Source organism: Arthrobacter rhamnosi (assembly GCF_054510975.1).
Map to the genome: position 1 here is coordinate 166,221 of NZ_JBTNDN010000006.1, position 13,183 is coordinate 179,403.

The 13,183-nt window shown below is 66.4% G+C and carries 13 protein-coding genes; 7 read left to right on the forward strand and 6 right to left on the reverse strand.

Annotated elements, in window-relative coordinates; genetic code table 11:
* Window positions 1–72 precede the first annotated feature (72 nt).
* Window positions 73–660 (reverse strand): DUF3043 domain-containing protein, encoded by a 588-nt coding sequence (locus ACX80J_RS14210; RefSeq protein ID WP_459348204.1) that lies wholly within the window; start codon window positions 658–660, stop codon window positions 73–75.
* Window positions 661–776: 116 nt separating this feature from the next.
* Between ACX80J_RS14210 and ACX80J_RS14215 the strand changes: the two genes are divergently transcribed.
* The 6 genes from ACX80J_RS14215 to ACX80J_RS14240 all read left to right on the forward strand — a co-directional run bounded on the left by ACX80J_RS14215 (window position 777) and on the right by ACX80J_RS14240 (window position 6,802).
* Window positions 777–2,201, forward strand: a complete 1,425-nt coding sequence (locus ACX80J_RS14215; RefSeq protein ID WP_459348205.1) for a M20/M25/M40 family metallo-hydrolase — start codon at window positions 777–779, stop codon at window positions 2,199–2,201.
* Window positions 2,202–2,352: 151 nt separating this feature from the next.
* Window positions 2,353–2,733 (forward strand): HesB/IscA family protein, encoded by a 381-nt coding sequence (locus ACX80J_RS14220; protein WP_301227521.1) that lies wholly within the window; start codon window positions 2,353–2,355, stop codon window positions 2,731–2,733.
* A 170-nt stretch (window positions 2,734–2,903) separates the two neighbouring features.
* Window positions 2,904–3,776: an aa3-type cytochrome oxidase subunit II gene (gene ctaC / locus ACX80J_RS14225; RefSeq protein ID WP_459348206.1), complete on the forward strand. Its 873-nt coding sequence runs from the start codon at window positions 2,904–2,906 to the stop codon at window positions 3,774–3,776.
* The gene (gene ctaD / locus ACX80J_RS14230) at window positions 3,776–5,506 is read left to right on the forward strand and encodes an aa3-type cytochrome oxidase subunit I (RefSeq protein ID WP_459343205.1); all 1,731 of its coding nucleotides are present in this window, start codon (window positions 3,776–3,778) and stop codon (window positions 5,504–5,506) included. The genes ctaC and ctaD overlap by 1 nt, the downstream gene beginning before the upstream one ends.
* A complete protein-coding gene (locus ACX80J_RS14235) occupies window positions 5,503–5,904 on the forward strand; it encodes a cytochrome c oxidase subunit 4 (RefSeq protein ID WP_459343204.1) in 402 nt (133 codons plus the stop codon). Before ctaD ends, ACX80J_RS14235 begins: the two co-directional genes overlap by 4 nt.
* A gap of 106 nt (window positions 5,905–6,010) precedes the next feature.
* Window positions 6,011–6,802, forward strand: a complete 792-nt coding sequence (locus ACX80J_RS14240) for a GntR family transcriptional regulator (protein ID WP_459343203.1) — start codon at window positions 6,011–6,013, stop codon at window positions 6,800–6,802.
* Between the two features lie 57 nt (window positions 6,803–6,859).
* Here ACX80J_RS14240 and ACX80J_RS14245 read toward each other — a convergent pair whose 3' ends face one another.
* The 5 genes from ACX80J_RS14245 to ctaE form a co-directional block, all read right to left on the reverse strand.
* Entirely contained in the window at window positions 6,860–7,474 is a 615-nt protein-coding gene (locus ACX80J_RS14245) for a phosphatase PAP2 family protein (RefSeq protein WP_459348207.1), read from the reverse strand.
* 108 nt (window positions 7,475–7,582) lie between these two features.
* Window positions 7,583–9,265, reverse strand: a complete 1,683-nt coding sequence (gene qcrB / locus ACX80J_RS14250) for a cytochrome bc1 complex cytochrome b subunit (RefSeq protein ID WP_459348208.1) — start codon at window positions 9,263–9,265, stop codon at window positions 7,583–7,585.
* A gap of 1 nt (window position 9,266) precedes the next feature.
* Window positions 9,267–10,289, reverse strand: a complete 1,023-nt coding sequence (gene qcrA, locus ACX80J_RS14255) for a cytochrome bc1 complex Rieske iron-sulfur subunit (RefSeq protein WP_459343200.1) — start codon at window positions 10,287–10,289, stop codon at window positions 9,267–9,269.
* Window positions 10,290–10,364: 75 nt separating this feature from the next.
* On the reverse strand, window positions 10,365–11,156 hold the full coding sequence (gene qcrC, locus ACX80J_RS14260; protein ID WP_459343199.1) for a cytochrome bc1 complex diheme cytochrome c subunit: 792 nt from the start codon (window positions 11,154–11,156) through the stop codon (window positions 10,365–10,367).
* A gap of 86 nt (window positions 11,157–11,242) precedes the next feature.
* The gene (gene ctaE / locus ACX80J_RS14265; RefSeq protein WP_301227537.1) at window positions 11,243–11,881 is read right to left on the reverse strand and encodes an aa3-type cytochrome oxidase subunit III; all 639 of its coding nucleotides are present in this window, start codon (window positions 11,879–11,881) and stop codon (window positions 11,243–11,245) included.
* A gap of 148 nt (window positions 11,882–12,029) precedes the next feature.
* On the opposite strand from ctaE, the gene trpD reads away from it, so the two are divergent.
* Window positions 12,030–13,091 carry an anthranilate phosphoribosyltransferase gene (trpD, locus tag ACX80J_RS14270; protein ID WP_459348209.1) on the forward strand — a complete coding sequence of 354 codons (1,062 nt, stop codon included), beginning with the start codon at window positions 12,030–12,032 and terminating at the stop codon, window positions 13,089–13,091.
* Window positions 13,092–13,183: the final 92 nt, after the last annotated feature.

Below are 13,183 nucleotides of genomic sequence, written 5' to 3' on the forward strand. Positions count from 1 at the left end.
TCCTGAGACCGCAATTCCTGCGGTTGCCCGGCATGCGGCCGGCGTCAGGACGTGCGCATCAGAAGATGCGGATCAGGAGGGGTACTGTCTCCGGCCGACCTGCGGCTTCGGGAGGCGCAGGCGGCGGAACTGCAGCGCACGCGTCACCCCGTACCAGAGGTCTCCCTGGTTGGGGGAGCCGAACTTCTCGGTCAGCTTCTTCTTCAGCTTCCGGCGCAGCAGGAAGCAATCGACGATCACAGCGACGATGAGCACCCAGAAGGCCATCAGGACGGCGCTCTGCACCGCGACGGACTGGAAGAAGCTCAGGATCACGAACACCAGCGCGGCGATCATGAGGAACTCGCCGATATTGACGCGGGCGTCGACGAACTGACGGATGTAGCGACGGTTCGGGCCCTTGTCCCGCAGCGGCAGGTAGCGCTCCTCGTCGGTGTCGAGGGCCTGGCGCATCTTCGCACGTTCGTCACGCACGCTCGCACGGCCCTGGTCGCGGGCGGCCTTGCGGTCGGTGGGAACGAGGGGCCGCTTGCGTGCGGCCTCCTGCACGCTGCGCTTGGGCGTCGGTGCGCCCTTGCCCTGGGCGCGCAGCGCTTCGTCGGTGCGTGAAGCGCTGTCAACGGCTTCCTGGGCAGGCGGGGTTTCTTTTCGTCCGAACACCCATTCAGGATACCGGCTCGGTGTCCGGCGGACGCCCCCTCGGGAGCGCAGGCTCCGACGCCGGTCCGCGGCGGCGCATCCCCCGCGGCACGGGGCCGCGTGTGTAGGGTTCTGGCATGACTTCCACGAATACCTCCACCGAGCAGTCGCACGACCGGTCGCACGTCGTCGAGCAGTTGCGGGCGAGCGTCGACGCGGCGTTCCCCCGCATCGTCGAGCAGCTCTCGGCCCTCGTCGCCGTCCAGGGCATCGCCTGGGAAGCGTTCGACGCGGCCGAGCTGGACCGCAGCGCCGACGCCGTTGCCGCATTGGTCCGGAGTGTCGGCATCGACGATGTCCGGGTCCTGCGCGTGGACAACGACGGGACCCCCGGCGGGCCCGCCGTCGTCGCCCGCCGCGCCGCGGCAGAGGGCAAGCCGACAGTCCTCCTCTATGCCCACCACGATGTGCAGCCGCCCGGAGATCCGGCGCTCTGGGAGACGGAGCCCTTCGTCGCAACGGAGCGCGACGGCAGGCTCTACGGTCGCGGAGCGGCCGACGACAAGGCGGGCATCATGGCGCACATCGGCGCCTTCGGAGCCCTCAGCGAAGTACTCGGCGACTCCTTCGGGGTCGGGGTGACACTCTTCATCGAAGGGGAGGAGGAGGCCGGCTCGCCCACCTTCCGCACGTTCCTCGAGACGTACCGTGACGACCTCGAGGCCGACGTGATCGTCGTCGCCGACTCCAGCAACTGGAAAGTAGGGGTGCCGGCACTGACCACGAGCCTCCGCGGGCTGGTGGACGGCACCATCGAGGTGCAGGTCCTCGACCACGCCGTGCACTCCGGGATGTTCGGCGGACCGGTCCTCGACGCGCCGACCCTCCTCGCGCGGCTCATCGCGACACTGCACGACGACGCCGGCGATGTCGCCATCGCGGGCCTGCGGGGCGGCGACCTCGCATCCGTCGAGTACGCCGAGCAGGACTACCGCTCGGACGCCTCGGTGCTCGACGGCGTCCAGCTCGCCGGCACGGGCTCCATCGCCTCCCGCCTGTGGCACAAGCCGGCCCTGTCCATCATCGGCATGGACATCCCGAGCGTCGCCTTGTCCTCCAACACGCTGCTGCCGCGGGCGCGCACCAAGTTCAGCCTCCGGCTCGCTCCCGGGGAGGATCCGCAGGCCGCGATGGACGCCGTGCGGGCCCACGTCGAGTCCCACGCCCCCTTCGGGGCCAGGGTCACGTTCACGCCGGGGGAGAGTGGCAGCCCCTTCCAGACGAACACCTCCGAGCCGGCGTCGCGCCTGGCGCTGGAGGCACTCGAGGAGGCCTGGGGCGTGCAGCCCGTGGAGGCGGGCATGGGCGGCTCCATCCCCTTCATCGCCGACCTGACAGAGCTCTTCCCCTCGGCGCAGATCCTGATCACGGGCGTCGAGGACCCCGATTCGCGGGCCCACAGCGCCAACGAGTCGCTGCACCTGGGCGAGTTCCGGAAGGCCGTCCTCGCCGAGGCGATCCTGCTTGCCCGGCTCAATGACGAAGGACTCGCCGGCGCCTGAACGTCCGGCGCGGACGGGAGGGTGGAAATGTTTCAGCCCTCCCGTCCGTTATGTCTGCAGCGTGCACGGCTACCATTGGATCAAGCCGTGTGCGCTCCACCGCGGACGGCACTGAGAGCGGACACCACGCGTCCGAGCTAGGAGAAACACTATGAGCACATCGACCACCGAAACAGGGTCCCTCCAGGAGTCCTCGGAACTTCCCGTGCACGAGGTCAACCTGTCCGATGTCGCAGCCGGCAAGGTGCGCAGCCTCCTCGAGCAGGAAGGACGCACCGACCTCCGTCTGCGCGTCGCGGTCCAGCCGGGCGGCTGCTCCGGGCTGATCTACCAGCTGTACTTCGACGAGCGCGTCCTCGACGGCGATGCTGTGCGGGACTTCGACGGCGTCGAGGTCATCGTGGACAAGATGAGCGTCCCCTACCTGTCCGGTGCTTCCATCGACTTCGAGGACACCATCTCGAAGCAGGGCTTCACCATCGACAACCCGAACGCAGGCGGATCCTGCGCCTGTGGGGACTCCTTCCACTAACACGTCGCAGGGGCCCGGAACACCACCGATGAGGTGTGTTCCGGGCCTTTTGCATGTCACCAGATCGCCGGTCGTACAGGTAAGCTCTACAGTGAGTAGTAAAACTGGATGTGCTCCCCGGGCAGCTTCATGGGCGGGTGGCAACGCACGTAGAAAAGGAAGGTCCGTCTGTGAGTTCGCAGGACCGAACCGGTAGCAAGCGCGTCAGGATCGCGAAGATCTCCAGCATCTCGCTGGCTGGCGCCCTCCTACTGACCGGCTGTTCGGCACAAGCCCAGAATGGCTGGCTCCCGGCAGACCGGGACAACACCAATCACACCGGGATCATCACCGATCTGTGGGTCAACTCGTGGATCGCGGCGCTGGTCGTCGGCATCATCACGTGGGGCCTGATCATCTGGTGCATGGTTGCCTACCGCCGCCGGAAGAACGACACCGGCTACCCGCGGCAGATGAGCTACAACCTGCCGCTCGAGATCTTCTACTTGACGATCCCGCTGTTCATGGTGCTCGTGTTCTTCTACTTCACCGAGCGCGACATCGCCACGATCGACGCCCGCGTCGAGGACCCCGATGTCATCGTGGACGTGCGTGGCAAGCAGTGGGCGTGGGATTTCAACTACGTTACCGAGGACAAGTACTCCACGGGACAGCAGGCCCACCTCACGGGTGAGCCGGGCCGGGTCGATGACCTGCCGACCCTGTACCTGCCGGTGAACCGGAGTGTCGAGCTCCAGCTCAACGCCCGCGACGTGCAGCACTCGTTCTTCGTCCCCGCGTTCCTGCAGAAGCGGGACCTGTACCCGGGGCGCACCAACTACATCAACCTCACCCCTACCAAGGAGGGGACCTTCGCGGGCAAGTGCGCCGAGCTGTGCGGTCAGTACCACTCGGAGATGCTCTTCAACGTCAAGGTCGTCTCGCAGGCGGAATTCGACGCGCAGATGGCGCAGCTGGAAGACGGTCAGCTCGGTGACGAGTACGACCGCGACTCCTACCCAGAGGATGATCCCGATACCGACCCAGCCAGGAGCAGCAGCTGATGTCCACCTTCGAATACACCCTTGAGGAAGCCGGCACCATAGCCGCTCCGCGTGTTGTTCCCCGGTCCAAGGGACGCATCGTCGTCAACTGGATCACGACGACGGACCACAAGACCATCGGGTACATGTACCTGATCTCCTCGTTCGTCTTCTTCTGCTTCGCCGGCGTGATGGCGCTGATCATCCGCGCCGAGCTCTTCGAACCCGGGATGCAGGTCCTGCAGACGAAGGAGCAGTACAACCAGCTGTTCACCATGCACGGCACCGTGATGCTCCTGATGTTCGCGACACCGCTGTTCGCCGGCTTCACCAACGTCATCATGCCGCTGCAGATCGGGGCGCCCGACGTCGCCTTCCCGCGGCTGAACGCCCTGGCCTTCTGGTTCTTCCTCTTCGGCAGCACCATCGCGGTCTCCGGCTTCATCACCCCCCAGGGTGCGGCATCGTTCGGCTGGTTCGCGTACGCCCCGCTCTCGAGCACCACGTTCTCGCCGGGCATCGGCGGGGACCTGTGGGTCTTCGGCCTCGCACTGTCCGGCTTCGGCACCATCCTCGGTGGCGTCAACTTCGTCACGACGATCATCTGCATGCGCGCCCCGGGCCTGACCATGTGGCGCATGCCGATCTTCACCTGGAACGCCCTCATCACCTCGATCCTGGTGCTGATGGCCTTCCCGCCGTTCGCTGCAGCCCTGTTCGCGCTCGGTGCCGACCGCCGCTTCGGTGCCCACATCTTCGACCCTGAAGCGGGCGGTGCCATCCTGTGGCAGCACCTCTTCTGGTTCTTCGGCCACCCCGAGGTGTACATCATCGCGCTGCCGTTCTTCGGCATCGTCTCCGAGATCTTCCCGGTCTTCAGCCGCAAGCCGATCTTCGGCTACAAGGGCCTCGTCTACGCGACGATCTCGATCGCCGCGCTCTCCGTGACGGTGTGGGCGCATCACATGTACGTCACCGGCGCGGTCCTGCTGCCGTTCTTCGCGTTCATGACGATGCTCATCGCCGTCCCCACGGGCGTGAAGTTCTTCAACTGGATCGGCACCATGTGGCGCGGCTCCATCACGTTCGAGACACCGATGCTGTGGAGCATCGGCTTCCTCGTCACCTTCCTCTTCGGCGGCCTCACCGGCATCATCCTGGCCTCGCCGCCGCTGGACTTCCACGTCTCGGACACGTACTTCGTGGTGGCCCACTTCCACTACGTGGTCTTCGGGACCGTGGTGTTCGCGATGTTCGCCGGCTTCTACTTCTGGTGGCCCAAGTTCACCGGGAAGATGCTGAACGAGCGCCTCGGCAAGATCCACTTCTGGATGCTGTTCCTCGGCTTCCACGCCACGTTCCTGATCCAGCACTGGCTCGGCGTCGAGGGCATGCCGCGACGCTACGCGGACTACCTGCCCGAGGACGGCTTCACGGCGATGAACCAGTTCTCGACCATCGGATCCTTCATCCTCGGAGCCTCCCTGATCCCGTTCTTCTGGAACGTCTACATCACATGGCGCAGCGGCAAGAAGGTCGAGGTGGACGATCCCTGGGGCTTCGGAGCCTCGCTGGAGTGGGCGACGTCCTGCCCGCCCCCGCGCCACAACTTCACCTCGCTCCCGCGCATCCGCTCGGAGCGCCCTGCACTCGACCTGCACCACCCCGAGCTGCAGCAGACCCACACCCCCGATGACAGTGCCGCGGGCCAGCTCCTGGGCTCTGCCGACCGGAAGGACGCCAACGCGTGAAGATCGAGACGAAACTCTTCGCCTACATGACGCCGTTCTTCCTGCTGGTGGGAACCGTGTACGGCTTCCTCGTGGAATGGTCGGAGCCCGTAGGGTTCCTCGCGCTTTACCTCACAGCGGGTCTGTCGGGGATGATCGCGTTCTACATCGGCTTCACCGGTAAGCGCGTGGGCCTGCGCCCCGAGGACCGCCTGGACGCCGAGATCCACGAGGGCTCCGGTGAGCAGGGCCAGTTCAGCCCCTGGAGCTGGTGGCCCCTGGTCCTCGGGCTCGCCGCCGCGACCGGTTTCCTCGGTATGGCGATCGGGTTCTGGATCATGTACATCGGCATGGGGCTGGCCGCGATCGCTCTAGTCGGCTGGGTCTTCGAATACAGCCGTGGGTACCACGCCCACTAGGCCTGTAGGACCCGTCCGAAGGGAGCCCGCCACGTGCGGGCTCCCTTCCGTTTAAGTACAGTCGATAGTGCTGCCGCCGGGCGGCCTGAGGACGGGGAGGGACACCATGGCGGTACTGCCGAGACCTTTCGACGCCGAGCCCCTCGACAGCGCGACCGGGGTACCGAAGCATGTCCAACTGCGCGAGAGCCTCCGGCGCTACGTGCGGCAGTTCGGGGAACCCGGCGCGGGAATTCCCTCCGAGCGTCAGCTCAGCGAGTACTTCGGCGTGGCACGCATGACGGTCCGGCAGGCCATCGACGCACTGGTCGCGGAGGAGGTCCTCGAGCGCATCGTCGGCCTGGGCACCTTCGTGGCACGCAGCAAGATGGATCTGCACATGAAGATGACCTCCTACACCGAGGAGATGATCCGTCGCGGCATGGTGCCCGACGCCAGGGTGCTGAGCTTCGAGCAGCAGGGTGCCACGCCACTCGTGGCGCGGGAGCTCCAGATCGAGATCGGTCAGCCGGTCGTGCGGTTCCGCCGTCAGCTGCTCGCCGACGGGGAGCCCATGAGCGTCGACGAGAACTTCATCCCCGCGCACCGCGTCCAGGGCATCCTCGATGATCCGCCGCCGACGTCGCTGTACCACGTGCTGAGCGAGAAGTACGGCCTGGTGATGGAGTGGGGTGAGGACACCATCGAGGCGACCGCTGCGTCGCCGGCGATCGCGCGGTTGCTCAACGTGGAGATGAATGCACCGCTGCTGAAGATCCAGCGCCACGCCTACGTCGCGCGCGCCATGATCGACTACTCGGTGTCCTACTACCGGGCCGACCGCTACAAGCTCTGGGTGCCCCTGCAGCGGCCGGGTGTGCGTACGCCGCGGGCCTACACCTCCAAGCGCCTCGGGTAGCACCCGGGGGCTTGATGGCCGCGCAGAGGGATCAGCAGGCGGAGGCCGGAGGACGGATCAGCGCCCCGCGACGAAGACCGCGAAGGCCCCGCCGATGACAGCGCCGACGACGCAGCCGGCCCAGACCTGCCCCAGGGTGTGCGCGCGGAGCCGCACCCGCGACCATCCCACCGCCGGGGGGACGAGCAGGAGCGGGGCGGCCTTCGGACCGAAGAGCGCCACGATCCCGACGACGAAGAACACGGCGACCGCGGAATGAGCGGACAGTTTCCACCAGAGGTTCACGACGAGGACGACGACCACACCCCCGACCGTGCACAGGACGGTGCCGATGACCGCCCAGGGCGCGTGCAGAAGGGTGAGGATCACGAGACCCACACCGATCGACACGAGCGTTGCAGCGAGCACCGGGCCCCGTTGACGGCGATCACTGATGTGGTGGTCCACCAGGTGGCCGCGGTGCACGAGGAGCAGCACCCCCGCGAAGGGGAGTGCTGCGGTGAAGACCACCGCGACGGCGCTGGGGAGTATCCCGCCCGGCCCTCCCGCCGATCGAACCGCGGCGACCAGGAGGAAGACCGACACGAGGATGGCCGGAGCGAACACCTCGCTGATCGCAGCAGCAAGGGAACGGCCGGCTGATTTCCCCTGCGCGGGGCCTGGTGCCGTCACGGACGACCTTTCCGGGAGTGGGGACCGTTGAGATCCCGGGGTTTCGATAGGGCCCGGAGACGGCGAAAGGGCCCGGACTCAGGAGTCCGGGCCCTTTCGGCGAGGAGCCTAGTGGCTCGCGATCGACTCGCGATCCTTCGCGCCGGCAACCTCATCGTGGTGGTCACCGTGCGACGCGGCCAGTTCCTTCGGCGTGACCGGTGCGACCCGGTCCTCGAAGAAGAAGCGGGACGCCCGACCGTGGACCTTGTCGAGCAGGCTGACCTTGCCGTTCGCATCCGCGGTGGGCACCATGACCTCGGGCGAATCGAAGCTGACCAGCTTGTAGCGCTTGTAGTCGTCGACCGGCTCGTGGACCTCGATGAACTCACCGTGCGGCAACCGCACGATGCGTCCGGTCTCGCGGCCGTGGAGGGCGATCTCGCGGTCCTTGCGCTGCAGGGCCAGCGCGATGCGGCGCGTAACCATGAAGGCGATGACCGGACCGAAGAACACCAGGAAGCGCAGCCAGTAGGTCACGTCGTTCAGCGACACCAGGAAGTGCGTGGCGATGAGGTCGGAGCTGGCAGCAGCCCACAGTACGCAGTAGAACACGACGCCTGCGACGCCCACGGCGGTGCGGGTAGGAGCGTTGCGCGGGCGGTTGAGCAGGTGGTGCTCGCGCTTGTCCTTGGTGACCCAGGCCTCGATCCACGGCCAGGTGAACATGAGGGCGAAGACGATGGTCGCGGGGACCAGGGCGGGGACCAGCACGTTCAGCGAGAGCGCGTTCACGCCCCAGGGGAACGGGATCATGAACTCGAAGTCGAAGTTGCCGATCGTGCCAGGCATGAGGCGCAGGGCGCCGTCGACCCAGCCGATGTACCAGTCAGGCTGCGTTCCTGCCGACACGGGGGAGGGGTCGTACGGGCCGTAGTTCCAGATCGGGTTGATCGTGAACGCCGCGGCGATCGCGGCCAGCACGCCGAACACGATGAAGAAGAATCCGCCGGCCTTCGCTGCGTAGACCGGACCCACGGGATAGCCGACCACGTTCGTGTTGGTGCGGCCCGGGCCAGGGAACTGCGCGTGCTTGTGGAGCACGACCATGAACAGGTGGATGCCGATCATGAGCAGGATCACGGCCGGGATCAGCAGGATGTGGAGCACGTAGAGGCGTCCGATGATCATCGTGCCCGGGAACTCGCCGCCGAAGAGGAAGAAGCTCAGGTACGTCCCGACCACGGGGATGGCCTTCATGACGCCGTCGATGATGCGCAGACCGTTGCCGGAGAGGAGGTCGTCGGGGAGCGAGTAACCGGTGAAGCCGGCAGCCAGGCTCAGGATGACCAGGGTGCAACCGACGACCCAGTTGAATTCACGGGGCCGGCGGAACGCGCCGGTGAAGAAGACGCGGAGCATGTGCACGGCCACGGAGGCCGCGAAGAGCAGGGCCGCCCAGTGGTGGATCTGCCGCATGAACAGGCCGCCACGGATGTCGAACGAGATGTCCAGCGACGAGGCGTAGGCCACGGACATCTCGACACCACGCAGGGGGAGGTAGCTGCCCTCGTAGTGCGTCTCGGCCATCGACGGGTCGTAGAAGAAGGTGAGGAAGGTGCCGGTGAGCAGCAGGATGATGAAGGTGTACAGGGCCACCTCACCGAACATGAACGTCCAGTGGTCGGGGAAGATCTTACGGCCGAACTCCTTGACGATCCCCGAGCCGCCGACCCGGGAGTCGACGTAGTCGGTGACCTTTCCTACGCGCGTCTTCGGCACGTAGCTTTGCGTCGCAGTTGAGCTGCTCATGTCAGCCTCGCTCCCAGAAACTAGGTCCTACGGGTTCTTGGAAATCGCTTGACGCGACGAGGTAGCCCTCGTCGTCGACTTCGATGGGTAGCTGTGGCAGCGGACGCGCAGCCGGTCCAAAGATCACCTTGCACTCTTGCTCGAGGTCGAAGGTGGACTGGTGGCAGGGGCACAGCAGATGGTGCGTCTGCTGTTCGTACAGTGCTACCGGGCAGCCGACGTGCGTGCAGATCTTGGAATACGCAACAATTCCGTCGTAGCCCCAGTTCTCCCGGCCGGGAGAGGGGTTGAGCTCCTCGGGGTCAAGACGCATCAGCAGGACGACTGCCTTCGCCTTTTCCTCGAGCCTGTTCTCGATCTCGTTGAGACCTTCCGGAATGACGTGGAACGCCGATCCGATGGTCACGTCCGAGGCGCGGATGGGTGTACCGCTCGGGTCACGGGTCAGGCGGACGCCGGTGTCCCACATGGTCTGCTTCAGGGAGTTACCCGGCAGCGGACCGAGGTCGCGGAAGATGGCGATCGCCGGCAGGGGAGCCAGCAGCGCCGCTCCGAGGAGCGTGTTACGGATCAGCGGGCGGCGCTTGATGCCGGACTCGTCGAGGATGTCGGTGACGATCTTCTCGGCGTCCTGGCGGTCCCGCTCCGGGCGGATCTCGTGGCGGCTCTCCGTGACCTCGTGGTCCGGCATGAGCGTCTTCGCCCAGTGCACGATACCGACGCCGATACCCAGCATCGAGAAGGCGGTGCCCAGCCCGAGCATCAGGTTCTGGAGTCGCAGGCGCTCCACCGTCTGGTCGAGGGGGACGAAGAAGTAGCCGGCGAAGAAGAGCAGGGTGCCGAGAACCGAGATGGCGAACAGCAGAGAAACCTGGCGTTCGGCGCGCTTCTCCGCGCGTCGGTCACGGTCCGCGAGGCGCGGCCGGTGGGGCGGGAGACCCGGGTTCTCGAACTCGTCGAGTTCCCGGCCCGGCGTAGCGACGGTGACCGAGGTTCCCGGAGCGCCGTTACTAGAGTCGGCCATGATCACTCTCATCCTTCTTTAGGTACTGCATTCGCAGGTCTGTCATTGATTCGTTCCCGAGGCGTGCGCGGATGGTCAGGAGGACCTTGACGTGAGCCACACCGTGAAGGCGATGATGACGCCCAGCCCGGCGACCCAGATGAAGAGTCCTTCGGAGACAGGACCGAGCGAACCCAGGTCCGCTCCACCCGGGGAGCCCTCTTCCTTGATGGTGTCGAGGAAGGCGATGATGTCCTGCTTGTCCTCCGGAGCGATGTTCGCGTCGTTGAAGACGGGCATGTTCTGCGGACCGGTGACCATGGCTTCGTAGACGTGCTTCCCCGTAGTGCCGTCGATCGACGGAGCGAACTTCCCACGGGTCAGGGCACCGCCGGCCGCTGCCGCGTTGTGGCACATGGCGCAGTTCACGCGGAACAGCTCGCCGCCGTTGGAGGCGTCACCCTCGGAGGGATCGGTGATCTCCTCGGACGGGATGGACGGACCAGCGCCGAGCGACGCCACGTAGGCTGCCAGCTGGCCGATCTGCTCCTCGGTGAACTGGACCGGCTTGGCCTGTGCCTGGGGGCCGTCCATCTGCATGGGCATGCGGCCGGTGCCGACCTGGAAGTCGACCGACGCGGCTCCTACGCCGACGAGCGACGGTGCCGCGTTGGAGCCCGTGGCTCCCAGTCCGTGGCAGGAAGCGCAGTTGGCCGAGAACAGCTTGCTGCCCTCTTCGACGTCGTCGGCCGTGAATGTGGTGGTCTGGGCCTGTGCCTGGTTGGCGGTGCTGGCGGCGGCATAGATCCCGCCGGTGACGAGGAGTGCCATCAGGAGCAGCGCGAATGCTGCTAGGGGATGACGCCGCCTCTGGGAAAGTGCCTTCACGGAATGCTTCCTGCCTTTTGTGGTACCAGAGCTGCTGGAGTTCTTCATTGAATTCTACCTCTAGTAGAAGAATCTGGGGGAGGTAGTTACTGAAGGAAGTAGATGATGATGAACAGGCCGATCCAGACCACATCGACGAAGTGCCAGTAGTACGACACCACTATGGCGGAGGTGGCTTCGAAGTGGCCGAAGCGGCGGGCGATGAACGCGCGGCCGATGATGAAGAGGAAGGCGATGAGACCGCCGATCACGTGGATCCCGTGGAAGCCCGTGGTCATGTAGAACGCCGACCCGAAGGGGTTGGACGACAGCGCGACGCCCTCGGAGACCAGCTCTGCGTACTCGTAGGCCTGCACCGAGACGAAGATCGCGCCCATGATGAACGTCAGCAGGAACCACTCGACCATGCCCCAGCGGGCGAAGGAGAAGAGTCCGCCCGTCCTGCGCGGCTGCAGGCGCTCGGCGGCGAAGACACCGAACTGGCAGCTGAAGGAGCTCGACACCAGGACGATGGTGTTGATGAGCGCGAACGGCACGTTCAGCTTCTCGGTCTCCGTGGCCCACAGTTCGCTGGAGGTGGAGCGCAGGGTGAAGTACATGGCAAAGAGGCCGGCGAAGAACATCAGCTCGCTGGACAGCCACACCACGGTTCCTACGGAGACCATGTTGGGACGGTTGAGCGCGGGATGCGGGGCGGCACTGGGGGCTTGGGTCGCAGATGTCACGATCTCATTATGTCCCCAAGATCATGGCGATCACCAACGCGAAACGGCGCCCCAAAGCGTCCTGCGAAGGGGTGGGGAGCCCGAACGCCCGGTATTCCGCGGAAGTTCCCCGTGATGACTTTCTACAATTCGTAGATAATCTTGGACGGTGAGCCTGACAACAAGCCCTCCCGCGGCGCAACCCACCTGGCCGTCGATCTTCTCGTCACTCCTGGCGGGCCTCGATCTGAGCACCGGGCAGAGCCGCTGGGCGATGGATACGATCATGGCGGGGGAGGCGAGCCACGCCCAGATCGCGGGCTTCCTCATCGCCCTTCGGGCCAAGGGTGAGTCCGTGGACGAGCTCGTCGGCCTCGTGCAGGCGATGCTCGGCCGGGCGCACCGGATCCAGGTGGCCGGACCCACCCTGGACATCGTCGGCACCGGCGGCGACGGGCTGAACACCCTCAACATCTCGACGATGTCCTCGCTCGTGGCCGTAGGAGCCGGGGCGAAGGTTGTCAAGCACGGAAACCGGGGGGCGTCCTCGGCCTCGGGTGCGGCGGACGTGATCGAGGAACTGGGCGTGCGGCTCGACCTCGCACCGGCCGACGTCGCCCGGACCGCCGATCAGGCCGGCATCACGTTCTGCTTCGCGCAGGTCTTCCACCCGTCCATGAAGCATGTGGCGGTGCCGCGGCGGGAGCTCGGGGTTCCTACGGCGTTCAACTTCCTCGGCCCGCTGAGCAATCCGGCCGGGGTCGCGGCCCAGGCGCTCGGGTGCGCCGATGCCCGGATGGCTCCGCTGATGGCCGGGGTGCTTGCGGCGCGGGGCATCCGCGCGCTCGTGTTCCGCGGCGACGACGGTCGGGACAAGCTGACGACCAGTGGATCGTCCACGGTGTGGGAGGTCCGGAACGGCCAGGTCCAGGCACACGAGGTGCACCCGGGGGACTTCGGACTCGACGTCGTACCCGTCGATGCGCTGCGCGGCACGGATGCGAGCGGCAACGCGGACGTGGTCCGCGCGGTTCTCGGCGGGCAGGCCGGCCCGGTGCGCGACGCCGTCATCCTGAACGCAGCGGCGGGCCTGGTGGCGCTGGACGAGACCGCCGACGGCGGCCTCGTCGGCCGGATCCGCACGGCGATGGAGCGGGCGCGCACGTCGATCGATTCCGGCGCCGCAGCAGGAGTGCTTGAGCGCTGGGTCGAGGTCAGCCGGTCCCACTGACCGCCCCGCTCGTCGTCCAGCCCGGCCCGACGGGTCGGCACAGGGCCCTTTCGCGGCGTCGCCGGCCGGATCGCCCGGGCAGTTCCGGGGCG